18 protein-coding genes are annotated in these 25538 nt (G+C 33.4%); 9 read left to right on the forward strand and 9 right to left on the reverse strand.

All coding sequences use genetic code 11. The features are described 5' to 3' along the window. Positions 1–14 precede the first annotated feature (14 nt). Both ITJ86_RS07895 and ITJ86_RS07900 read right to left on the reverse strand, forming a co-directional pair. The gene (locus ITJ86_RS07895) at positions 15–1946 is read right to left on the reverse strand and encodes a tetratricopeptide repeat-containing sensor histidine kinase (RefSeq protein WP_195871095.1); all 1932 of its coding nucleotides are present in this window, start codon (positions 1944–1946) and stop codon (positions 15–17) included. A gap of 3 nt (positions 1947–1949) precedes the next feature. Next, positions 1950–2684, reverse strand: coding sequence for a LytR/AlgR family response regulator transcription factor (locus ITJ86_RS07900; protein ID WP_195871096.1), 735 nt, complete (start codon positions 2682–2684; stop codon positions 1950–1952). 808 nt (positions 2685–3492) lie between these two features. Here ITJ86_RS07900 and ITJ86_RS07905 point away from each other — a divergent pair. From ITJ86_RS07905 to ITJ86_RS07915, 3 genes are all read left to right on the forward strand, one after another. Then, positions 3493–4767: a ribonucleotide-diphosphate reductase subunit beta gene (locus ITJ86_RS07905; RefSeq protein ID WP_195871097.1), complete on the forward strand. Its 1275-nt coding sequence runs from the start codon at positions 3493–3495 to the stop codon at positions 4765–4767. Positions 4768–4770: 3 nt separating this feature from the next. Continuing rightward, the gene (locus ITJ86_RS07910; protein ID WP_195871098.1) at positions 4771–6567 is read left to right on the forward strand and encodes a ribonucleoside-diphosphate reductase subunit alpha; all 1797 of its coding nucleotides are present in this window, start codon (positions 4771–4773) and stop codon (positions 6565–6567) included. Between the two features lie 543 nt (positions 6568–7110). Continuing rightward, positions 7111–7881 carry a BRO-N domain-containing protein gene (locus ITJ86_RS07915; protein WP_195871099.1) on the forward strand — a complete coding sequence of 257 codons (771 nt, stop codon included), beginning with the start codon at positions 7111–7113 and terminating at the stop codon, positions 7879–7881. A 77-nt stretch (positions 7882–7958) separates the two neighbouring features. On the opposite strand, the gene ITJ86_RS07920 is transcribed toward ITJ86_RS07915, so the two are convergent. The 3 genes from ITJ86_RS07920 to ITJ86_RS07930 all read right to left on the reverse strand — a co-directional run bounded on the left by ITJ86_RS07920 (position 7959) and on the right by ITJ86_RS07930 (position 12205). Further along, positions 7959–8675 carry a DUF6503 family protein gene (locus ITJ86_RS07920; RefSeq protein WP_195871100.1) on the reverse strand — a complete coding sequence of 239 codons (717 nt, stop codon included), beginning with the start codon at positions 8673–8675 and terminating at the stop codon, positions 7959–7961. A 109-nt stretch (positions 8676–8784) separates the two neighbouring features. Beyond that, the gene (locus ITJ86_RS07925; protein ID WP_195871101.1) at positions 8785–9636 is read right to left on the reverse strand and encodes an OmpA/MotB family protein; all 852 of its coding nucleotides are present in this window, start codon (positions 9634–9636) and stop codon (positions 8785–8787) included. A gap of 265 nt (positions 9637–9901) precedes the next feature. Continuing rightward, a complete protein-coding gene (locus tag ITJ86_RS07930; protein WP_195871102.1) occupies positions 9902–12205 on the reverse strand; it encodes an inorganic phosphate transporter in 2304 nt (767 codons plus the stop codon). Between the two features lie 391 nt (positions 12206–12596). On the opposite strand from ITJ86_RS07930, the gene ITJ86_RS07935 reads away from it, so the two are divergent. Next, on the forward strand, positions 12597–12953 hold the full coding sequence (locus tag ITJ86_RS07935; RefSeq protein WP_195871103.1) for a toxin-antitoxin system YwqK family antitoxin: 357 nt from the start codon (positions 12597–12599) through the stop codon (positions 12951–12953). Between the two features lie 74 nt (positions 12954–13027). Here the strand turns inward: ITJ86_RS07935 and ITJ86_RS07940 are convergent, their stop codons facing one another. After that, positions 13028–15853, reverse strand: a complete 2826-nt coding sequence (locus ITJ86_RS07940) for a TonB-dependent receptor (protein WP_195871104.1) — start codon at positions 15851–15853, stop codon at positions 13028–13030. 81 nt (positions 15854–15934) lie between these two features. Next, complete coding sequence (locus ITJ86_RS07945; protein WP_195871105.1) at positions 15935–17158, reverse strand: hypothetical protein; 1224 nt, start codon at positions 17156–17158, stop codon at positions 15935–15937. Between the two features lie 234 nt (positions 17159–17392). Here ITJ86_RS07945 and ITJ86_RS07950 point away from each other — a divergent pair, with 234 nt between their 5' ends. Together ITJ86_RS07950 and ITJ86_RS07955 are read left to right on the forward strand one after the other, a co-directional pair. Beyond that, positions 17393–18733, forward strand: coding sequence for a deoxyguanosinetriphosphate triphosphohydrolase (locus tag ITJ86_RS07950; protein ID WP_195871106.1), 1341 nt, complete (start codon positions 17393–17395; stop codon positions 18731–18733). A gap of 87 nt (positions 18734–18820) precedes the next feature. Then, a complete protein-coding gene (locus ITJ86_RS07955) occupies positions 18821–18991 on the forward strand; it encodes a hypothetical protein (RefSeq protein WP_195871107.1) in 171 nt (56 codons plus the stop codon). Here ITJ86_RS07955 and ITJ86_RS07960 read toward each other — a convergent pair. Both ITJ86_RS07960 and ITJ86_RS07965 read right to left on the reverse strand, forming a co-directional pair. Then, positions 18965–20749 carry a 1-deoxy-D-xylulose-5-phosphate synthase gene (locus ITJ86_RS07960; RefSeq protein WP_195871179.1) on the reverse strand — a complete coding sequence of 595 codons (1785 nt, stop codon included), beginning with the start codon at positions 20747–20749 and terminating at the stop codon, positions 18965–18967. The two genes, ITJ86_RS07955 and ITJ86_RS07960, sit on opposite strands and share 27 nt — an antisense overlap. Before the next feature lie 22 nt (positions 20750–20771). After that, on the reverse strand, positions 20772–21707 hold the full coding sequence (locus tag ITJ86_RS07965; protein WP_195871108.1) for an energy transducer TonB: 936 nt from the start codon (positions 21705–21707) through the stop codon (positions 20772–20774). A 161-nt stretch (positions 21708–21868) separates the two neighbouring features. On the opposite strand from ITJ86_RS07965, the gene ITJ86_RS07970 reads away from it, so the two are divergent. The 3 genes from ITJ86_RS07970 to ITJ86_RS07980 are packed head-to-tail and all read left to right on the forward strand — an operon-like array spanning position 21869 to position 25475. Then, on the forward strand, positions 21869–24496 hold the full coding sequence (locus ITJ86_RS07970; protein WP_195871109.1) for a T9SS-dependent M36 family metallopeptidase: 2628 nt from the start codon (positions 21869–21871) through the stop codon (positions 24494–24496). A 17-nt stretch (positions 24497–24513) separates the two neighbouring features. Continuing rightward, on the forward strand, positions 24514–24963 hold the full coding sequence (locus tag ITJ86_RS07975; RefSeq protein ID WP_195871110.1) for a nucleoside deaminase: 450 nt from the start codon (positions 24514–24516) through the stop codon (positions 24961–24963). Between the two features lie 47 nt (positions 24964–25010). Continuing rightward, a complete protein-coding gene (locus ITJ86_RS07980; RefSeq protein WP_195871111.1) occupies positions 25011–25475 on the forward strand; it encodes a protease complex subunit PrcB family protein in 465 nt (154 codons plus the stop codon). Positions 25476–25538: the final 63 nt, after the last annotated feature.

Here is a 25538-nt window from a genome sequence, read left to right on the forward strand (position 1 = left end):
CTTTCTAATCATTTTTAATGAATAGGTATTTGTAAAATTATCTTGGTGCCAGAAGGACTTTCATTGTCATATAAATCTTCAATTTCTAAAGAATAGGAGTTTTTAAATTGTTCTGAAAAGTTAGCCAAACGTGCTTTGGTTATATCTATCCCAACAGAGTTACGATCTAGCCGTTTTCTGTCATTTATTTTTTTAGAAGCAAGTCTACCAATTCCGTTATCTATAATTTCTACAGTTATATGTTTTGATGAGTTTTTGCTCACATTTAAGTCTATTTTTTTGTTATTCGCTTTAGATGATAAACCATGCCATAACGAATTTTCTAAAAATGGTTGAAGTACAAGCGATGGAATTTTAGTGACTTCGGTATTTATTAATGGATCTACCTTAATTTTAAAATCTATTTCGTTTGAAAACCTTATGTTTTCAATATTTATATATAATTTCATGGTTTCAAGCTCATCATGAAGCGATGTCTCCTTTTCTTTTGAAGCCATTAATATTTTCCGGATTAATTTTGAAAACTTATTTAGGTAATATACCGCATTGGTTTTGTCATTATTAATAATATATAACTTAATGGAATTTAACGAGTTAAAAATAAAATGAGGATTCATTTGGCTTCTCAACATATCTTGCTCTAAGGTTAAAATATGTTTATCTCGTTTTAATGCTTTTGTTCTGTGTATAATATAAAGGGCGATGCCAATACCGCATAGTAAGAATGATGTATAAAGTAAGATTTGTTTATTTCGTTCTAAACGTAAGCGTTGGGCTTCGTTTTCTATAGCTAAAGCTTTTATTTGGTTGGTTTTGTTTTCGTTTTCATAGGCTATTACAATATCATTTACATACTGTAGGTTTTGCTCGGTTAAGATGGTGTTTTCAATTTCAACAGCATCTTGATAATACTTTAAAGCATCTTTAAAATTCTCTTTTGTTTGACTAATCTTAGACAACAACTTGCTGGTTTCGGCAATAGTTGATTTTAAATTATAAGAATTGGCTATGTTAAGTGCTTTTTTTAGGTGTTTCTCAGCATCTTCAATTTGATTGGTTTCAGTTTGTAATTGTCCTAGGTTGAGATATGAAGCAGAAATATAATACTGATCATCAAGGTTTAGAGATTTTTCTAAAGCTTCTAAAATAATAGGTTTTGCATCTTTGTAATTATATTGTTTTAGATATACGCGTCCTATGCTGTTATAGCAAATAACGCGACCTATCTCTGAATCAATACTATTATTGTAGTCTAATGAGAGGTTGTAATTTGAGAGGGCAATATCTAAGTTGCCTTTTGCTTCTTCAGCATAACCTATATTATGATAGTTAATAGCAAGACCCAGTTTGTTGTCTGCCTGTTTTTCAATTTTAAGCGATTTGTTAAATTGTAAAAGTGCTAAATCATATTGTTTTAAGGCGAGGTAAATATTTCCAATACTGTTTTGAGAGATGGCAATACTGTGGGTTATCGACGTCGTTTTATCAATAACAGAATAAGCAATCTTCAAAGCTTCTGTATGATAGTCTAATGCTAGTTTAACAACGTCCATGCGTCTGTATACCACACCAATCATATTGAGGCTTATAATTTTTAGCTCGTCACTTTTTGCCTTTTCTGCATAAGTGTCCGCTTCTTGGTGAAGTTCTAAGGCCTCGTCGTACTGAGAACGGTCTCTTTGTATAACACCTAAAGCATTAAGTGCAAAGCTAGATCCTTCATGCCAAGAAATTTCCTTGGACATGTTGAGCAAACGTGTCATTCTTGTACTATCGCGTTCAAATGGTTTGAGAACAGAATCTAGTATACGAAGTTGTGAAGGTGTATTTTCTTTTACATACTCTAAGGTGTGTTCAAAATTTGTTGGTTGCGCATAACCAAGAAAAACGATAAAGAAAAAGAGAATACAGAGACGTATAGGTTTGTCTGCACAAAAATATCTCATAGACTATAGTTTTTCTAGAAAATCTGACTTTCGCTGTCTCGCTACCGGAATTTTATGATCACTGTCCATAATAACATAACCTTCGTTTTTGATAAATGCTTTTATCTTATTTAGGTTAATAATGTAGGAGTTATGAATCCGAAAGAAATAGTGCTCTGGTAAAATGGCATCAACTTCTTTTAATTTTTTGGTCATAACTATTTTTTTTTCGTTTTGTAAGTATAGTGTACTGTAATTGCCGTCAGATTCTATATAAATAATTTCATCAATATCTAAAAAGAGTAATTTTCCATCTGTGTTAATGGTGATCTTTTTTTTGTCGAATTGCGAATTAAAGTTAATGAGCATGCGCTCTAATTTTGATGAGTTAAATGTGCGTTCATTGTGTTTCTTAATTTTAGAAATACAGTTTCTTAAATCATCTGAGTCTATAGGTTTTAATAAATAGTCAGTAGCTTCAAATTTTAAAGCTTTAATGGCATATTCGTCATAGGCTGTGGTGATTACAACAGCAAAATCAATGCTGCGCAGTTGTTCTAAAAACTGAAATCCTCCAATAGTTGGCATTTGCACGTCTAGAAATAAACAGTCTGGTGTGTGCGAATTTAAATAGGTTAATGCGTCATCAGGATTAGTAAACGACTCCATCACTTCAATCTCGTCACTAAAATTACTGATTTCCCAAATTAAACTTTGGATAGCTTTAGGTTCATCATCTACAATTACGGCTTTTAACATGCTTTAAAATTATTGAATATAAATATAGGAATATATTGATTGCTAAGAGTGTAAAAATGTGTGTATTGCATAGTTTTGTGTATAGAATGCAAAAATTAGTATGACCGTTTATACACTTTTTTTTACCATTCATACAAAACAATGTAAAAAAGTGGATTAATATGGTGATATTTGAATAATTAAAAGAGCCAGAAATTACGGCAAATTAGGGGTTTGCTTTTTGGCTTTTATGCTATTAATGATTTATAATTAGGATCTAAAAATTCTAATCTTTCATTACTGTGTTAATTTATAATAAATGATTTTATAATTATTTATTATTAGTTTTAGTTAGTTATTAGGGAAAAAAGAGCGTTATGTAAACGCTCTTTTTTGTTGCTTTATACTAATGAGATTTAGAGACCTTAATTACCAATAAACTCGGTTGCTAGCCTTAGATTTAACACGATTAAACTTACAAATTTTTTCGTGTTAAAATTACAGTAAAACACTGAAAATCAAAGAGGTGGCGTGTCTTCGGGCGATTGTCTTTTTTTTTTGACTCGAAACTAATTTGTTAAGAACTTGTTGACAATGTTTATAAAATTACCTTTCTTTTTTAATGACAATTGTCAATCTTTGTTGAGTGTAAAATAAAATGGATTTTTCTAGTCTTTAGATTTCAAAAAGCTGAAGAAAATTTTATTTTTTTTAAAATTCGCCCCTTTATTATAAAGGAAAAACATAGAACGTTTTACGGATTCATTAATACTTTTTAGAGTGGTTTAAAATCACTCTAATGACTAAATAGGCTTTAAATTAAAGAGATATGGAGATTACTCAAATTATTAAAAGAGATTATGAAACAAGTCCGTTTGTTTTAAATAAAATTTCTAATGCGATTGAAAAAGCAATGCTTTCTGTTGGAAATGGCTCTAAAGAAGATGCCAACACAATTTCTGTAGATGTGTTGCAGACTTTACTTGATAGAAAAGGAAAAGATCATAACTATTTACCTACTGTAGAAGAAGTACAGGATTTAGTTGAGGAAAAATTAATGCAAAGTGCTTTTCATGATGTAGCAAAAGCCTACATATTATATAGAGACGAACAAGCACGACTTAGAAAAACAAATATTTTTGAGAAGCGTATTAATTTAAAACCTTATGAGTATCCAGAACTTAATGAATATGTAGATGCGATAAGACACTCGTATTGGATTCATTCAGAATTTAACTTTACAAGTGATATTCAGGATTTTAAGACAAGATTGACCATTGTAGAGCAAAATGCGATTAAAAACACAATGCTTGCAATTTCACAGATTGAAGTTGCTGTGAAATCATTTTGGGGAGACATTTACCATAAAATGCCAAAACCAGAAATTGGGTCTGTTGGAGCCACATTTGCAGAAAGTGAAGTGCGCCACCAAGATGCATACTCTCACTTATTAGAGATTTTAGGTCTTAATAACGAGTTTAAAAACTTAAAGAAAAAGCCTGTAATAATGAGACGTGTTCATTATTTAGAAACAGCTTTGAAAAACGCAAAAAGTGAAGATAATAAAGAGTATGCAGAGTCTATTTTACTGTTTTCTCTTTTTATAGAACACGTGTCGCTTTTCTCTCAGTTTTTAATCATTATGGCTTTCAATAAGCATAAAAATATGCTAAAAGGTGTGTCTAATGTGGTTGAAGCAACCTCTAAAGAAGAGCAAATTCATGGTGATTTTGGAATTGATGTCATTAGAATTATTAAAAAAGAAAATCCAACATGGTTTGATGACGAGCATAGTACTTTAGTTAAAGAATTATGTAAAGAAGCTTTTATTTCAGAAAGTAAACTTATTGACTGGATTTTTGAAGCCGGAGAATTAGACTTCTTACCAAAAGATGTGATAAATGAATTTATAAAGAACAGATTTAATAATTCATTAGAGAGTATTGGTATTGAAAAAGTATTTGATATCAACGAAGAATTAGTAGCACAAACCGAATGGTTTGATGACGAAATTATTGGAACAAAGCACGGAGATTTCTTCGTAAAGCGTTCTATCAACTATAGCAAAAGAACAAAAAGTATAACCAGCGACGACCTATTTTAAACTATGAGCAACCACACTAACACAGATCTTGAGAACAAATTGAACACAGAAGCAACAAAGACGTCTCAACACGACGACTTAATCAAAGCGAGAAAAGAAGCTATTAAAGAAGCTAAGGCTGAACCAGAAATAAAATGGTTAACAGAGCATAGTCGTCAGTTTTTAGCCTCTGGTTACCTTACAGGAGATACTACTCCTGAGGAAAGAATTAGAGAAATTGCTAATAACGCAGAAAGAATTTTAGGCATTGAGGGTTATGCAGATAAGTTCTATGGCTATATGGCCGAAGGCTATTACTCATTAGCGTCTCCAGTGTGGTCTAACTTTGGAAAAAGACGTGGCTTACCAATTAGTTGTTTTGGTTCGCACATTTCTGATGATATGGGAGATATCCTTTATACACAATCGGAAGTTGGTATGATGTCTAAATTAGGTGGTGGAACGTCTGGTTATTTTGGTAAATTACGTCATAGAGGTGCGCCTGTAAAAAATAATGGTGAATCTTCTGGGGCTGTACACATTATGCAATTGTTTGAGAAAATGGTTGATGTAGTAAGTCAAGGTTCTGTAAGAAGAGGTCGTTTTTCGCCATATTTACCAATAGATCATGCTGATATTCACGAGTTTTTAGAAATCGGTACGGAAGGTAATCCAATTCAAGAATTAACGCATGGTGTTACTGTAGGTAACGAGTGGATGCAAGAAATGATCGATGGTGATGCTGATAAAAGAGCCATTTGGGCAAAAGTGTTACAACGTAGAGGAGAAATAGGGTATCCTTATATCTTCTTTAGAGATAATGCTAACCATAATGCTCCAGATGTATATAGAGATAATAAGCACGAAATTTACGCGAGTAATTTGTGTTCAGAAATTATGTTACCAACTAACGACAAGTGGTCGTTTGTATGTGTATTGTCATCTATAAACTTATTACATTATGATAAGTGGAAAGATACAGATGCGGTTGAAACTATGGTTTATTTCTTAGATGCCGTTTTGGAAGAATTCATTACTAAATTAGAAGTGTACCGAGATTCTGAAGATAGAGATAATAGGCAAACTTTCATGTTTATGGAAAAAGCTTATAATTTCGCTAAAGAAAATAGAGCTTTAGGTTTAGGTGCTCTAGGATGGCACTCATTATTACAATCTAAAATGGTAGGTTTTGATAGTAAAGAAGCATTTGACTTAAACAGTGAAATCTTTAAAACTATAAAAGATAAGTCGGTTAAGGCGTCTGAAGAATTAGCTAAATTATTTGGTGAGCCAGAAGTATTAAAAGGCTACGGAAGACGTAATACAACCTTAAATGCTGTTGCGCCAACAACCTCTTCGGCATTTATTTTAGGACAAGTATCTCAAGGTATTGAGCCAATTTGGTCTAACAGTTATGTAAAAGATATTGCCAAAATTAAAACGACAATTAAGAACCCTTATTTAGTTGCGCTTTTAGAAGAAAAAGGCATGAACACTAATGAGGTATGGAGAAGTATTAGAGATTACGATGGATCTGTTCAGCATTTAGAAGGACTTACAGAGCATGAAAAAGAGGTGTTTAAAACCTATTCTGAAATTGACCAAATGTCTATTATCTATCAGGCCGCAAACAGACAAAACCATATAGATCAAGCACAGTCGTTAAACATTATGGTACATCCAGATATGCCAGTTAAAGATATTAATAAGCTTTATGTTACGGCTTGGCAATTGGGTGTAAAATCATTGTACTACCAACACAGTATGAATGCTGCACAGAAGTTTAAGCAAAAGAAAGAATGTACCAGTTGTGAAGGGTAAATAAAATTCCTGCGAAAGCAGGAATCTTATAAAATTAAGTGTTAATTAAAGAGCCGCTCGTGTCAGTATGGGCGGTTTTTTAAGGCGTAATTTTGAAGTGTTAAAAAACATTTAGTTTATTAATAATGAGTTTTTTAGGTGTTTTATTTTGGAAACAGACCAAAATGTATTTCTAAATAGGTTGAACTATAAATAATTTGAAAAGTTAAATAAAAAAATATAAAATGAAGAGTTAGATGAAGACATAAAAAAAAGAGACATCGCGAAATATCTCTCTTGGTTTTTTGATTACAATATTCGGGGTCGGATCCAAATAAAAATGTAATTAATAAGAAACGAGATTAACTCATCTCACATTTTGTTCTGCAAAGAAACAAAATTTGAATACTTCTACCAAGTTAAATATTTCCACAAATGAGTTAGTGGCTTAAACTCGTAATGTTTTCAGGCTTTATGAACCTGAATTATTTATGAACCACTTTTTGTTAATAATTGTGTAAACGTTAAATATAGAGTTTATACATAAAATAAATAGTATAAATTATGCAAGTAGAAATATTCAAGTTTGAATCAGAAGAAGAACAAATGTTTAATGAAATTAGAACAGTAGAGATTGAAGGTGAAATTTGGTTTGTAGCAGCTAATGTTACTAACATATTAGGCTATTCAAACGGAAGAGATGCTGTTGATAGTTACTGTAGAAAAAAAGGTGTCGTGAAACACGAGATCCCGACTCAAAACGGAAACCAAATCGTTACATTAATTAAAGAATCAAACGTTTATAGGTTAATATTTGAGTCAAAATTAGAATCGGCTGAAAAATTTCAAGACTGGTTATTTGATGAAGTTATTCCTTCAATCAGAAAAAAAGGATTTTACGGAAAGATTAAAAGAAGTAAATCTCCTAATTTTTACTTAAGATATAAAGACAATCTTCATAAAATAGATAGAAATTACTTTTCTGTTATAAGTGAATTATTCGTAACACTAAATGCTGAATTGGAAAAAGTAGGTTATGAAATTCCAGACAGAGGAGAAACAGGTAAACAAATAATGCCAGATATTTCAGTTGGCATAATGTTTTCAAACTATCTAAAAAAAAATAATTCCGAATTTAATGGCTCTCATAAATATTATGACCATTCATTTCCTGATGAGAGACCAGATGTTGAGGCTAGAATATATCCTGTAGAAGCTTTACCAATATTTAGAAGATTTGTATTTGATAAATGGATACCTGAAAATGCTCAAAAGTATTTCAAAGATCGTGATCCGATAGCATTAGATTATTTGCCAAAACTCTTAGTAGGTTAAAAGGGTTATTATCTGAACTTAAAAAAGCATCTCAGAAATGAGATGCTTTTTTATTTAAATATAGATTAAGAGACCTATTATTCAACCAAAGTATCAGTCCCTAAATATTTATCTGCTTTATTGTAATACCAAGCTCTTACTTTAGGCATTTTAATACCATTTACGTTAGCTTCTTCTGAAAGCAATATGTATTCACCTGAATCTGGTTTTTCTTTACCATGCTCATCTGTTTTAAAGAACTGATAGATTTCCATAGCAAAGGTTTCAGGATTAAAATAGAAATACCATACATCGCTTCCTACTGCTTCGTCATAGGTGACTTTTAAAACTAAGTATTCCTTTCCTTTAAAGGTTTTTCGTTCAACAGTATCACTAAGATTAGTGCCTGGATCTTTCAATTTCATAGGTAAACCATATAAATACGAATAGTAGTTTTTATATAGTGTGGCTCTATCGCAAGTCATGTTTTTTTCTTTAGCAGAAATGCTGTCTAAAACTTGCCCGTTATAACGCATTTTACACTGTCCTTTATCTAAAGTGTAAGTTGTGGTAACAGTGTCTTTAGTAGCTGTAACACTAAAGTATTCTGCAGGTAAATTAATAGATATGACACTGGTGCGTTTGGGAGATTTGGGTGTTGTCATTACTACGGTAAACGTATTATTAAACTGACTCCAATTGTTGTTTGGATCATGGTAATCTATCGCGTTTTTTAAGACCTCTTGTGAGGTTATATCTTGACTATAACCCGAAATAGATATAACGAGTGCCATCAGCATTAAAATAAACTTCATATTAAATATTTTTCTACAAAGTACAATTTAACAAATAAAAAAAAGCATCCAATGCCGAATTGTTCGGGAGGATGCTTTTTTAAATGTACCCATAAATAGGTTAATGGAATTATTTTTCCTCCATAAGAGCAAAGAACTTATCAATGTTTGGCATTAAAATAATACGTGTTCTACGGTTTTTAGCACGATTATCTCTAGAATCGTTTTCAACTAAAGGTTGGTAGCTACTACGTCCAGATGCAATTAATTGTTCTGGTGCCACATTAAATTGTTTTTGTAATTTTCTCACTACAGAGGTTGCACGTAATACACTTAAATCCCAGTTATCTGCAATTTTATCTGTGTTAATACTTCTAGAATCTGTATGGCCTTCTACCATAACATCTAAGCTTGGCTCTGAGTTAATAACGTCAGCTAATTTCTTTAAGATTTTATCAGCTTTGTTTCCAACTCTGTAACTCGCCGTGTTAAATAACATATCATCATCTATAGAAATCATCACTACAGTTTCGTTGATGTCTACAACAATATCGTCGTCTTCATCTAGATCGCTAGTGTCCATAGCTTTGCTAAGGTTGTGCTGTATCGCTAAGTTCATAGAATCTTTTAACGTTTTTGCACCTGCTAATTTTTCTGGATCTACGTTTTGAAGCGTTGCGCGCATTTTTTCTTTACTTTCCCCAGAGGCTACTGTACCATCTTCAGAAACTTGAAATTTTGCTTTGTTATCAATTGTTAAGCCTTCAACATCTTCATTTAAAGATTGAATTTTAGCATTGTATTGGCTAACACGCGCTTCAATTGCTGCGAACTTATTTTCTAAATCTTCTTTTTCTACTCTTGTCTTCGTAAGCTCACTTACGGTTTCACCGTGTTGTTGCTCTAACGCAACGTATTTTTTCTTAGATACACATGAACTTAATACGACAGCGGTTACTAATAGGATTGAAATTTTCTTCATTTTATAATTTTTGGTTATTATAGTTTTAAAGTTATATATACGATTAAAGGTCGACTTTGGATGTTGAACGTCAAAATTATTTAACATTTTTGAGAATTTATTGCGATGTATTTGGCTTCGAATTATGATGACAAATACTTAAGGTTGTAGTCTAACTTATTAAAATTGATGACGTTGATTGGTTGTTCTTAGTTCGTTTTTCTACACAAAAAAAGCTTCAAATCGAATTTAGACTTGAAGCTTTTATTATAATGTTTAAAAAGATTTACGACTCTTCTTCTGTCGTTTGGATCGTTGCAGGCTCTACTGAACTATCATGAGAGTTGTAATATTCTTCTAACAGATTCATCACTGCCGTTAGTAAATCTTTTGTTTCTAGTAATAAACTAAAATATAAAGTTGTGTTCTTTGGGCTAGACTCTTCAGTCCTCGTCCTTGAAACTTGTTTATTAATTTTATCGGTTACCAAATCAAATAATTCTTTCTTTTGCTCAATTATAGTTCCTATTTGTTCAAAAGAATGGGAATCGAAAGCTGCTTTTGTATTATTGAATAACTCTTCGAGTGTTTGATCAATTTCTTTTAATTCCTTAATCTGGCTAAATTTAAGCTTCTTATGATTGTTATGAATATGCTTATGACTTGTTTTAGAGATGTACTCTAAAGATTGTGTCATATCCTGTAAATAACCTAAAATATTAATGTAGAAACTACTAGCACGTAAGCTGGTTTCATCTAGATTTTTAATAAAATAGAAGATATTATCTCTTAGAATATCAACCTCGTTAGAGAGTTTATTGACTTGCTTTTTGTTCTTTTTAAGTAAAGACAGATCTTGTTTTGCTAAGCCTTCAATAGCATTAGTGTAAATTCTATTTCCACGTTTTACAACATTCGAAATGTTTCCTGCACTTTCTATAATTACACCTTGTACTGATCTGCTTCCTGTTTTTGTTAAGCTATCTTCAGCGATGGTTGCTTTAGATTTTCTGTTATGAACAATAGAGCTTCGTATTAATAAACCAATAGCTACAAGTAACAAAATTGGGAACATAACCTCTAAGTTAAGGTTCAATAAATAAGCAACTAATGCTGCCGCAGAAAAGGCACTAAAAGCTGTAAAAAACCATCCTCCAATAACGTTGATAACTCCAGCAACTCTATAAACAGCACTTTCTGCTCCCCAAGCTCTATCGGCTAAAGAGGTACCCATGGCTACCATAAACGTAACATACGTTGTAGATAATGGTAGTTTTTCAGACGTTGCAATTGAAATTAAGACTGCTGCAACCATTAAGTTTACGGCTGCTCTAACCATATCAAAAGCGGGTAAATCTTCAGTTTTAACATGCTTAGGAGCAGTTGGCTCTTCAAATTGCTTATCTATCTTTTGTTGCCAAGAGTCTGGTAAGATATAAGCAGACATTTGAGACATTGCCATAGCACTTCTTACAAAAGAACGTGATAAAAAATTGGGTTGAAATCGCTCTTCTGTTTCTCCTTGGCTAGAGAGATCGAGTGATGTTTTTACAACCGATTTAGCCTTACTAGAAAACCATAAGGTTAATACCATTATCATTCCTGCTGCAAATAATAACCAGTTGTTTGCTGGTACCTTTTCTGCAAGAACTCCCATTGGGAATTGATCTGCCGATAGTCCTGAAGCTACCCACAACTCAAAAGCGTTATAGGCTGCCATTGGGACACCAATAAAATTCACTAAATCATTTCCTGCAAAGGCTAATGCTAAAGCAAAGGTTCCTACGATAATTATTAATTTATAAATATTAATCTTAAAAAATAAAATTAATACATAAGATAGTGCTGACCAGATTACCGAACTTGCAGCCAATATAGATAAGACATTGTTTTCTAAGAATTCCTTCATGGTTAATCCACCAAAAAGGTCATAGTTAGTACTTGCATAAGACGTCCCTTTTAAACCTTTTATAAAAATAAAATAGGTTAAAGCTGTTAATGCTATACCACCAAAAATGGCACCAACCCAAATCGCTTTTTCTTCAAAATTATATGAAAGTAAAAGCCTTGAAAACCATTGAACAATAGCACCTATAGTGAAAGCAACGACGACTGAGAGCAATATTCCTAAAATGATTTTAGTGGCCTCAGATGTATTAATGTATTTTGTAATTTCAAAAAAACCACCACCATCATGACCAATTTTTATCAATGATATAGCGACTGATGCTCCTAATAACTCAAAAACGATTGAAACTGTAGTAGAAGTCGGTAATCCAATAGTATTAAAAAAGTCTAGGAGTAAAATATCTGTAATCATTACTGCCATGAAAATAATCATGATTTCATTAAACATAAACTCCCCAGGATTGAATATCCCTTTTCGGGCGACCTCCATCATTCCACTAGAAAAAATAGCTCCAATAGCAACACCGACACTTGCGATGATTACCACTGTTTTAAAGGAAATAGCCTTAGACCCAATAGCTGAGTTTAAGAAATTAACTGCATCATTACTTACACCTACAACCAAATCAGCAACGGCTAAAATGACTAAAGCAATGATCATTAATAAATAAATATTATCCATAAATTCTTAATTAAAAAGAAACGTGCAAATATCTTTATATGCTTTTAGGTGAATGTTACCTTAATGTTATTATTAAACTGAGGACGCTGCAGTAGGTAGAAAATGAGTTCAGACAATTTTTACGGTAATGCATTAAAATGTGTAAATGTATTAACGCTAAATGCACTAAAGTTTTAACACCATTAAAGCCTCCTTATTTAAACTGAAAATGAGTGGCTTAATTTTAAATGGTACGGACTGGTTTTTCTATGTTAACTATTTTGAAATATGTAAAGGGTTAGAAAACAGTTAAATACATTTCTAATGTTAACTAAATGTTATGTAAATGTTGTTTAAATGTAAATTATATGTTATATTCGTAAGGCAAATACAAATTAAAACCCAAATAGATATGAAAAAGATAGCAATGATATTAGTACTATTTTGTGTAGGGTTTACTTACGCTCAAGATAAAAATCAACCAAAATTAGAGAAGAAAGGTGATGTAACTACAGCGACCTATTATCATGATAACGGTGAAGTAGCACAAAAAGGTACTTTTAATGCCGATGGTAAATTACAAGGCGAATGGACGAGTTATGATTTTGAAGGAAATAAAACAGCTTCTGCAACGTATAACGCAGGAAAAAAAGTTGGTAAATGGTTCTTTTGGGAAGGTGATTCTTTAAAAGAAGTAGATTATAAAAACAATGCTATTGTAAGTGTTGTTGAGTGGTCTAATGATAGAGCGTTAGTTTCTAATAATTAGACTTATAAGGTTTAATAAAAAGAGGTCGTCTATTTAGACGACCTCTTTTTGTTTATACTAAAATATTAGGATATCTACAGATTCATACTATAACCAAGGCTAAAAGTAGTTCCTGGATTTCTTGATGAAAAGTCAGCGCTGATATCTCCATAAGATTCATACTGGCTTAGACGATCATCGTTAAGTATGTTATCTATCTTTAAGCTAATCTTTGAGCGGTTATCTTCACCAAAGCTTTTAGATAGATTAAAGTTTAAACTATTAAAAGGCTGTGTATACACATCTGGGTTTTTACCAAATCCTACAACTTCTAAAGTTTTACCTTGTACGTTATAAAACAATCCGGTTTCAAAACCAGAGTCTGTATTGTTATAATTAAGGCCTACATTTACCAAATATGGTGATTGTCCTTGTAACTCACGTGTGTCATCTATTGTTTCTCCATCTCTAGCAAATTGTTGCCTCGATTCGTATTCTTGACCTTCACCTTTTGCCATTTCAATTTCAGATTTAATTACTGATACATTTACATTAAAGCTTAAATCAGTTAAACTTTCAGAGATGAAGCCAAAGTTTTTACGCCCTTCAAATTCAATACCATAGACTTGTGCTTCTGGTGAGTTTCTAGGTGTAAATTGGTTTGGTGCCACAAATGAATAGGCCACTAATTCAATAGGGTCTTTAAATCGTTTGTAAAATCCACTAACAGCAAACATTTGTGCTTTTTCTCCAAAAAACTCATAGCGTAAATCAAAGTTATTGATATAAGAGGGCTGTAAATCAATATTACCTAAAAATATAAGACCTGTTAATAAATCTGGAATCTGTACCACAGATAATTCTTTAAAGCTAGGTCTGGCTACCGTACGAAAGTAAGACAATCGCAAATTAGAAGCATCATTCACTTCGTAGATAAAGTTAGCCGAAGGAAATAAATCGAGTTCTTCAATGGTTTGTTCATTATCATACATTTCAGAACCAGAATTGTTCTGACCAGTAAATAATGTGGTGAAGTACTCTGCACGTAAACCAACGATGGTTTTTAACTTGTCTATAATTTTAAATTCATTTGATACATAAGCTGCGGCTGTATTTTGAGAAGCGTCGTAGGTGTTAGCGGGCTCAAAATTACCACGAATGTACGAACCAGAATTAGTTTCAGGCGTCCAAATATTACTCGGGTCTAAAATCGCATCTGCATCCCCATTAAAGCTAGAGGTGCTGATATCTCTAAAAGCAACTTCATATTTATAGATACCATAATCTCTTTGTTTATAGCTCGCTAAAGCACCAAACTTTAAAGCGGCTTGGTTATTAAATAGATTGTATTTTTTTGTAAAGTCTAATTTTCCTGTGAGATTCACTTCTTCTAAATCTCTCCATAAACGTTGAGGAAAACCAGCATCAGAACTAATATTAGTAGAGCCATCTGAGTTTAAAATAAACGTCGTTAATCGTACATCTTTATCGTAAACACGGCTAAAACTTGGTGATACTTTCCATTCTGTTATAAAATCGCTATCCACACTATTGTGTTGACCACCAATTAAAAAATTAGTTAAGGAACGTTGCGTATACTCTAAGTTGTCTTTAGCAACTGTAATTGCATTAGAAATTTCAGTCACTTGATCAAATAAGGCCGCTCTGCTTTCTCCACTTTGTAGGTGTAATACATTAAAGTTGTATTTTGAGTTATCTGTTTTAAAAGACAATCCTGCAAGACCACTTAATAAGACATTATTTTCTCCTAAATCACCTCTTTGTCGTCTATCAAATCTTAATTCATTAACATCACGATCTTCATCTTTTTGATACACCCCATTTTCAAAACCTTCATAAAATTTAGTTTCGTTTTTATAATTTATAGAGGCAATTACACCTAAACGATTATCACCTACTTTAAATTGGTTTCCGTAATTAAATCCTAAACTTAAGTTTGGTAAGCTTGTATTACGTTCTGTGGCTAAAGTGCTGTTAAATGAACGGGTAATACTTTCTAAGCTCGAATTATTTGCTGAAGCCGGATTTGGAATTGTTGCTGTTGATGAAATTGGTAATGCTCTAGAACCATCGTCAAAACCTAGGAAATCCGTACCACTACCTTCGTAACTTAAATAATTAGAGTTAAATGTCATATCTGGATTGTAGCTTCCAGAGACAGAAAAACTCATGGTTTTTTTAGAGGGGAAATCTTTAGTAATAATATCAACAACACCACCTGTGAAATCTGCAGGTAAATCAGCTGACCCTGATTTTATGACTATAATGTTTTCTAAAATATTCGTAGGAAAAACATCCATTTGAATGGTGTTCTTGTCGGGGTCAAGACCAGGAATATCCATATGGTTTAAAATAGATTTGGTGTAACGATCACCTAAACCTCTTACATATACATACTTTCCGCCTTGTACAGACACACCTGGGACGCTTTTTATCGCGGAAGCAATATCACCAGCACCTGCTTTTTTTATGCTTTCAATGGAAAGCCCATCTAGTAATACAGTTGAGTTACGTTGCATGTTTAATACAGATTCTTCTGTGTTTCGTCTAGTAGAGGTTGTAATTACGACTTCGCTTAACGCAGAAGACGAAGGGTTTAAAGTTACATTGACTTCGGTAACATTATTAGCTTTAATGATTACATCTGTGATGGCTTTAGTTTCATAGCCAACAAATGAATAGACAATGGTATAGGTACCTTCTTCTAATTCTAATAAGTATTCACCATCAAAATCGGTGGTGGTTCCCGTTGACGTATTTTGAACTACAACATTAGCAAAAGGAAGAACGTCATTAAACTCACCATCGAGTAATTTTCCTGTGACAGTTCCAGTTTGTTGTGCTGATAAAAATGAAAAGGAAAATAAAAGCGCTAAAAATAGAGTTGCTGATTTAAGCATTTGTTAGTTTATTTTAAAAACTAGAAAAATGCCCGAAAAGTAATTTCCGGACATTTAAATAATTATATTTTATTTATTAATTTAGAATGCACTTTGAGATGCTGTATAAGTCCAACCGAATACAGATGTATTTGCACCAACAGTTGCAGTAGATGCACTTTCAATAGTTGTTACGTTATCTGTGAATTTAGCATCGTTTCCTTCTGCACCTTCTACGATGTCAGCAAGTGCAACACCAGCAGGTAAAACAATTTCCCAGTCAGAAAATGTTAATGCATCTGCAGCTAATTCAGTAACAGAATCTTCATCTTTAAAGCGTAATGTGGTATTTTCACCAAAGCCATAAGCTAATACGTTATTTAAGTTGGCAATTAAACCATCTCTACAATCTGTAAAATGTTCATTTGCAGCATCACCGATTAAAGTAATATTTGTCATAGTGTAACCATTAGTAGAGGTTCCTTCAGGGCCATCTAATTCTAACGCACTACCAGATTCGCTAGTTTGAATCACTAAAGCATTATCCATCGTACCAGACCAAGCTTGGTCAGCATCTAGTCCATCATCACCATGAGCCCAAGTAATAAAGTTTTTACCATTTACAGTACCACCAAACCATTCAAAACCATCATCTGCGTTAGCAACTACCTCAAGGTTTTCCATTACAGTACCAGTACCAACACCACCCATAGTGATGCCGTTGATTTCATTGTCAGAACCGATAGTAATTCCACCATGTCTCACAGAAATATATTTATAAGAACCAGAGTTGTCATCAGCGATGTCACCACCATATTGTCCGTAAGGCTCATTTGCAGCGATACCTTCAATTTGCGCAGTACCAACATTACCACTTACAGAGATAGGAGCACGACCTAAGATGATTAAACCACCCCATAATCCAGTATCATTTTGATCTAAGTTTGTTCCTGCAGCTTGTCCAACTTCAATGTTATCTAAGACTGAAGTCATTATAATTGGAGCGCTTGCTGTTCCGTTTGCGATTATTTTACCACCTTGATCTACAACTAAAGCAGAAGCTAATGATTCTAAACCTTGACCACCTTTAATAATAGTACCAGGCTCAATTGTTAAAGTTACACCTTCATTTACAACAACTTTTCCGTCTAATTCGTAAATGTTGTCAGAAGTCCATGTTTCGTTTGCAGTTAAAATACCTGTTTTTACGATGTTTTCGTTTTCATCCCCACCGCCATCATCAGTAGTATTATCATCATCGCTGCTGCAATTAAATGCAACTAAAGAAAATGCAAGTAAGAAAAGTAAATTTTTAATTGTTTTCATTTTGTTTTTTTCATTAAATGTTATGCTGCAAAGAAACTATGATTTGTTTCTTGACAGGTTATCTTAAAATTAAAGGTTTGTAATGAAAAGGTTAGATTACTGTTAGCTTAGTATTAACCCATTTTGTTTTTAGGAAACAATAACATAACATTGAAAAATTCTAATATCTAACTAAACTTTATATAATCAATTGTATAGCAATTTATATATCTTGCATCTTCTAATAGTAGAACTATGAACTGGGAACAATTACTCTCCTTAAAGCGATTTGGGGACACCAATAAAAGATTACGAAAAGAACAAGATGAAACCCGATTGGGCTTTGAGGTCGATTATGACCGTATTATATTTTCTTCAGAATTTAGAGGGCTTCAAGATAAAACACAAGTGGTGCCTTTATCTAAAACCGATTTTGTACATACACGCTTAACCCATAGTTTAGAAGTAAGCGTTGTTGGTCGGTCTTTAGGAAGAAAAGTAGGTGAACTCTTATTGAAAAAACATCCACATCTAGAAAATGTTCATGGATATAGAATGAATGATTTTGGAGCTATTGTTGCTGCTGCTGCTTTGGCTCATGATATTGGGAATCCACCATTCGGACATTCAGGTGAAAAAGCTATTGGCGCTTATTTTAAAGAAGGCAATGGTGCCGAATTTAAAACGTACTTAACCAAATCAGAATACCAAGATTTATGTGATTTTGAAGGCAATGCCAACGGCTTTAAGATTTTAACGGAAAGCAGAGCTGGTAGAGAAGGAGGTTTAAGATTGAGTTATGCCACTTTGGGAGCTTTTACGAAATACCCAAAAGAATCCTTACCCAAAAAACCGTCGAAACATGTTGTAGATAAAAAATATGGGTTTTTTCAAAGTGAAAAACAGATGTTTGAAGATGTTGCTACCGAATTAGGGTTAATAAAACGAAGTGATGCTTACCAAAGCTATGAAAGACACCCTTTAGCATTTTTAGTTGAAGCTGCAGATGACATTTGTTATACCATAATAGATTTTGAAGATGGTATTAACCTAGGATTGATTGAAGAAGAATATGCTTTAGAATATTTAATTAATTTGGTGAGAGGCAGTATAAAAACAGAAAATTACCACGCCTTAAAAACCACTGAGGATCGTGTGAGTTATTTACGAGCCTTAGCGATAGGACGATTAATAAATGAAGCTGCGTCTCTATTTATGCAGCATGAAGAAGCTATTTTAGCTGGTGAATTTGAAACAGCTTTGTTAGAGGTCAGTCAGTATAAAGCACAGATAAAAGATATTATTGATATAAGCGTTAAGAATGTTTACCGCTCTAAAGACGTATTAAATAAGGAAATTGCAGGTTACGAAATTCTTAACCAGCTATTAAAATCCTATGGTAAACTGGCATACAACTATTTTGAAGGTAACATGTCTAGTTATGATAAATTGTTGCTTAATAGTTTGCCTGAAACTGTAAAACTGGGTAATGATTCGTTATATCAAAACCTGTTAGCAGTTTGTCTTTATATTTCAAAATTGTCAGATACCAATGCGATGCTATTGCATAAAAAATTACGCGGTCAGATTTTATAACATATGCATTTTGTCGAATAAATTTGTTTTTTAGCCGAATATTTTATTTATTTACTTCATAATCAGCCCTCAGTAAAAAACCTACTTATGAAAAATAATATACTTGGCGGCTTGGTCATTTTCATGGTCGTAGTGACATGCCTATTGTTGTTAGATGATATTACAAACCCATACGAACAGCAGACCGTTTACGATAATGTTCAGGTTGATCAACGTAAAAACCAAACCGATTTAGCCATCCTTGAGGACGAAGAGTAAGTCCTCAATACTTTTTTTTATAGAAAACGAATCTAAGTGTTGTAAGTGCTGTAATTGGTTTACTGTTCCATGCTCAATAAACTTATCTTCGATACCTAAAGTTGTTATGGACTGTTTGTAATTGTTGGCATTTGCAAATGCTAAGATAACTGATGCAAATCCGCCTACTACAGTGCCATCTTCAATAGTTATAATAGCTTTGTATGTCGAAAAGATGTCGTGCAGTAATACCTCATCTAAAGGTTTTACAAACTGCATGTCATAATAACCAACAGCTTCTTTTTGGTCTAATAAATCAATGGCATCGGCAACGTTTTTTAGGAGTGTTCCAATTGAAAGTATAGCGATGTCAGTACCTTGTTTTATACAAAGTCCTTTTCCTATGTCGATGGTTTCAAAAGGCATTTTCCAATCTAATAGTTGGCCACGACCTCTTGGGTAACGAATGGCCAATGGGAAATCAATGCCCAATTGGGCTGTATACATTATATTCCGAAGCGCAATGGCATTACTTGGTACAAAAATCACCAAATTAGGAACACAATTAAGGTATGCAATATCAAAAACACCATGGTGCGTTGCTCCATCTTCGCCAACCAATCCTGCTCTATCCAAACAAAAAATCACAGGTAAATTTTGTAAAGCGACATCGTGTATCACTTGGTCGTAAGCCCGTTGTAGAAATGTGGAATATATATTACAAAAAGGAATAAGGCCTTGTGTTGCCATTCCTGCTGCCAGTGTTACGGCATGCTGCTCTGCTATACCAACATCAAAAGCACGATTTGGAATCGTTTCCATCATATATTTTAATGAACTTCCAGTAGGCATGGCAGGAGTAATGCCTATAATAGTATCATTTTTTAAAGCTAACTCTACGATGGTTTCGCCAAATACATCTTGAAATTTAGGTGGGATTTTTTCTTTAGATTTTAATGGTAATTCACCTGTTTTAGCATCAAATTTTCCAGGTGCATGGTATTTTACCTGGTCTAACTCAGCTTGTTTTAAACCTTTCCCTTTGGTGGTAATAATGTGTAAAAATTTTGGGCCTTTTACCGTTTTTAATCGTTTTAATTCGGACAGTAATAACGGTAAATCATGACCATCAATTGGTCCTGAATAATTAAAATTTAGAGCTTCAAAAATATTGTCTTGTTTTTCTGTGCCTTTTTTTACGTTGGTTAAATACTGTTTTAAGGCTCCAACACTTGGATCAATTCCTATGGCATTATCATTGAGAATGACCAATAAATTAGCATTAGTTACACCAGCATGGTTTAAACCTTCAAAGGCCATTCCGCTTGCTATAGAAGCATCACCAATTACAGCGATATGGTGTTTGTTCTCACCTTTGAGTTGCGATGCAATTGCCATACCCAAAGCTGCAGAAATAGAGGTCGATGAATGTCCTACTCCAAAGGCGTCATAATGACTTTCACTGCGTTTAGGAAAACCACTAATGCCTTTAAGTTGTCTATTGGAATCAAATATATCTTTACGACCTGTTAGTATTTTATGGCCATAAGCTTGGTGACCAACATCCCAAATAAGTTGATCTTCTGGAGTGTTAAAAACATAATGTAATGCAATAGTTAACTCTACCACGCCAAGACTTGCCCCTAAATGGCCTTCTTTTGTTGCAACGATATTGATAATAAAACTGCGTAACTCTTGGGCAAGTTGCGGTAATTCTTCTGGTTTTAGTTGACGTAAATCCGCTGGAAGATTAATATGTTTTAAAAACTCATTTTTCACGTCGTAAAAATACGAGATTTTATTAGTCTTCAATCAAAATGGTAATAGGTAAAGTGTAAGCCACCGAAACTTTTCCACTATACTGTTCTCCGGGCTTAAACTTAGGTAACAATTTTAAAACACGCCTAGCCTCTTCCTCTAGTTGCAAATGAGGTCCTCTAATTTTAATATTTGAAATAAGACCGTTTTTATCAATAGTAAATTGCGTTAAAATTCGTTGTTTCCCTTTAAGTCCCAAGTCACCTTGACCTAAGTCATAATTATCAGTAACAAATTGTGTTATTCGTTTTGAAAAATAAGCTTTCTTTTCGGATGTAGAGATGGTGTTTGGTGTGTCTAAAAACTCAGGTGCAGTATCAATATTAATAAAGTCTATAGGTTCATCATTTTTTAATTGAGGAGGTTCAATATCTCCCATAATCTCCACCATAAGTCCTGTTACTATAGGTGTTGGAGCTTGTACTATAGGTGTTGGAGCTTGAATTTTTTTAATCAGATCTGGCTTTTTAGGTGGCTTTAAGGTAGTTATAGAATCAAAATCTGTTTTAGGCGTTTCTGTTTCTGGTGTGTGAATGGTGTCTGCTTTTACGGTATCTACAATTTCGACAGCATTTATTTTTTTGCTATTTCCGTTTTGGTCAGAACAATTTAAAAGTGTAGTTCCCATTGCAATCAATAAAGCCAAAAGAAACACCTTATGAAAACTCGTTTGTTGTTGTATGATTTGTTGTGGGATTTTAATTCGAATGTGCTCTAATTGCGATATTTTAAAACGACCACAAAGTTTTTTACCCTCATTTGCAGCTAAATACTCTTGAATTTCGTGTTGAGACATTGTCGTGAAATCAATCACAGACTTTGAGCAAGATTGGCAAAACCGACCTTTTTCATTTGGAGTCATTTGCGACCAATCTTTATGGCATGGTTTTGGAATTGAAATAGAATAGTATGATTTCATAACTAACAGCTTTGTATACGTGCATCAAATTTCTTGCCGAATTTTTGCGTGAGGATGAGTTGGGTTTTTAATATCCTTAATGATTCCTTACTTTTGAGAAAAAGGAAATTACAAGTCTATATTGATTTTCTAGACTTAGTGTTAATTATCACCTAATTACTATGAAAAACAATAGCTTATTTCTGTTTTTACTCTTAAGTGTAGTAGCAACTTCTAGCCTATTAGGCCAAAATGATCTTAAGTTCTCAGAACATGGAGCATTAATAATCAATTATTTAGAAGACAAAAAATCAGATTTTAAATTTGCAAAACAAGATTTAGAACGATTGGTTGTAAACAATACACATTATTCTAAAAGTACAGATATAACTCAACTTTATGTTAACCAAACGTTTGAAGGTATTAGAATTTTCAATGCTATTTCTAGCGTAGCAGTTAAAGACGGTAAAGTTTTTTATTATGCGAATAGATTTTTAAACTCTATTTCTAATAAAGTTAATTCTAATACACCTACTTTTTCTCCTGTTTCAGCAATTCAGAAAGCTGCAACACAATTAGAATTAGGCAATCTGCAAAACATACAGCAATTAGAGCATGATGGAAACAATTATGTATTCTCTGATGCTGGCATTTCAACAGAAGATATTTTAGTTGAATTGGTTTACGTACAACAGGAAGATATTTTAATGCTTGCATGGGACTTTACTATCTATGGAAAAGATAGCAAACATTGGTGGAGTGTTAGAGTGAATGCTCTAAACAATGAAATCATAGAGAAGAATGATTTAATTTTAACATGTACGTTTGAAAATAACCATCAGCATTCTGATCACCAAAGTCAGTTAGATTTTAATAATTTAGTTACATCTCCAAATTCGTTTTTAGTTGATGGTTCTAATTATAATGTTTTTGCACTTCCTTTAGAGAGTCCAAATCATGGCTCAAGACAGATAGTTAATGAGCCTGCTAGTTCAGAGGCATCACCATTTGGTTGGCATGATGATAATGGCATTTTAGGTGCTGATTATACAATAACTAGAGGCAACAACGTTTGGGCTAGAGATGATGTTAGAGGTGATAACTCTGCATTTGGCGTATCTCCAAACGGAACAGCGACACTGAACTTTGACTTTCCTTTAGATTTTAATTTGTCTCCATTAGATAATCAAGATGCTGCAATCACAAATTTATTTTATGTCAATAATATGATGCACGATATTTGGTACCAGCATGGTTTTGATGAAGGTTCCGGAAATTTTCAATCTACTAATTACACTAATTTTGGGGTTGGGGATGATTCTGTTTTCGCAGATGCCCAAGATGGTAGTAGTTTTAACAATGCTAATTTTGGAACACCTCGTGATGGTTTTAGTCCCAAAATGCAAATGTTCTTATGGTCTCCTCCTGGAGTTAGCGTTAGTCCAAGGGTTGTAATTGATGATGGAAGTTTAGAAGGAACATATGAAGGTGTCGGAGCAGGTTTTGGAGAGTTTTTTTCTGTAGTACCTGTGACATCTAGTGTAATCTTGGCAACCGATGGAGCTGCCGATATATATGATGCTTGTGAAGTAATTACTAATTCGGCAACACTCACTGGTAATATTGCGGTTATAAGACGTGGAACATGTCCGTTCGGTGTAAAAGTTTTAGCCGCAGAAAATGCAGGCGCAATTGCTGCGATTGTAGTTAATAATGAGCCTGGTGCTGCTATTGTTATGGGGCCAGGAGATCAAGGAGAATTTGTGTCTATACCTTCACTAATGCTTCCACAGGCGATTGGCGAATCACTTATTACTGCACTTATTAATGGAGAAAATATTACTGCGAGTTTATTAGGACCAGATATTACAGATTTTATTGATAGCGATTTTGATAATGGAATTATAGCACATGAATATGGTCACGGTATTTCTAATCGATTAGCAGGAGGTCCAAGTGCAGCAAACTGTCTTTTTAATGAAGAACAAATGGGAGAAGGTTGGTCTGATTGGTTTGGACTTATGGTAACTATGAAGTCAACAGATGTTTCTGATGATGCCAGAGGAATAGGGACATTTGCAGTAAGCCAGTCTGTTAATGGTGGTGGTATACGTCCAGCACGTTATACTACTGATTTTGCTGAGAATGGATTTACATATGATGCTTCAAATACGCTATCTCAACCACACGGAATAGGTTTTGTCTGGGCAACTGTATTATGGGACTTAACTTGGGCATATATAGATAAATATGGTTTTGATTCAGATTTGTATAACGGAAATGGTGGTAACAATAGAGTTATGAAATTGGTAATTGATGGGTTAAAGTTACAGCCATGTAGTCCTGGTTTTGTAGAAGCTAGAGATGCCATCTTAGCAGCTGATATAGCTACAACAGGTGGAGTAGATCAGTGTATGATTTGGGAGGTATTTGCTGCTCGTGGATTAGGTTTTGGTGCTCAACAAGGAGATACAGACTCTAGAATAGATCAAGTAGAGGATTTTTCATTGCCGTCAAGTAGTGACCCATCATTGGCCAATTGCTCTAGTTTAAGTGTTGATGAATTTTCTAAAGATAGCTTAAATGTTTTTCCAAACCCTACACAAACAGAATTATCAATTTCAACACGTAAGAATTTTGGCGATGTTGCAATTACTTTAGTTGATCTTAATGGTAGAGTAGTGTTAGACATACGAAAAGAATTGTTCAACACTATTACTATAAATACGAGTCAATTGCAGTCAGGATTATATATATTAAAAATCAAAGGTGACAATTTTAGCTACAACGAAAAAGTAATTAAGAACTAGTAGATTTTAAACTATTTATGATAAACCCATTTGACGATACCTATTTTATGAAAAAAGCCCTTCAAGAAGCCGAAATTGCTTTTGAAAAGGGAGAAATTCCTGTTGGAGCAGTTATTGTAGTAGACAATAGAATCATAGCTAGAACACACAATCTCACAGAACTATTAAACGATGTTACAGCACATGCAGAAATGCAAGCCATTACATCAGCGGCAAATTTTTTAGGTGGAAAATATTTGACTAAATGTACATTATATGTCACTCTAGAGCCTTGCCAAATGTGTGCAGGAGCTTTGTATTGGAGTCAGATTTCTAAAATAGTTTTTGGAGCTTCAGATGCACAGCGAGGTTTTAAAACCATGGGAACGCAATTACACCCTAAAACGGAAGTGGTTGGTGGAATTTTAGCTGAGGAAGCTTCAGCACTTATGAAACGCTTTTTTATTGAAAAGCGTAATTTGAATTAAATGTTATAATTAAAAATTAAATGTTATAATTAAAATCGGAAATTGTTATGAAAACACAAGTCTTAATCCTATTCGCATTTGTATTTGTTGTGGGTTGTAAATGCAATAAAGTTGACCAAAAAAATTCAAAAATGGATAATACAGAATCGGTTTTAATTGCCAAGGGTAACCTTCATGGTGCAGGTTCGGAAGGGTTTACCAAGGAAAATAGGGTTATAGATAACCAAAGTGATTGGGATAATTTAATAGCGCAAATGAATTCTGTTAATACGGTTTCAGATCGTTTTACAGAAACCAAAATTGACTTTTCAAACTATACAATTATTGCCATTTTTAATGCTGTAAAGGGTAGTGGAGGTCATAGTATCAACGTGGATGTGACTTCAACATCTACAAACACTGTTGTTAATGTGACGTTTGCAAGTCCATCTGGAAATGCCACTAGTGTAATGACGCAGCCGTATTATATTACAAAAATTGAAAAGAGAGATTTACCAATAATTTTTAAATAAGAAGCACCTTTTAAAATTGAGCAAAAAAAAACGCCCAACCATTGGTTGAGCGTTGAAACTTGT

Source organism: Winogradskyella marina (assembly GCF_015645385.1).
Taxonomy (GTDB): Bacteria; Bacteroidota; Bacteroidia; order Flavobacteriales; family Flavobacteriaceae; genus Winogradskyella; species Winogradskyella marina.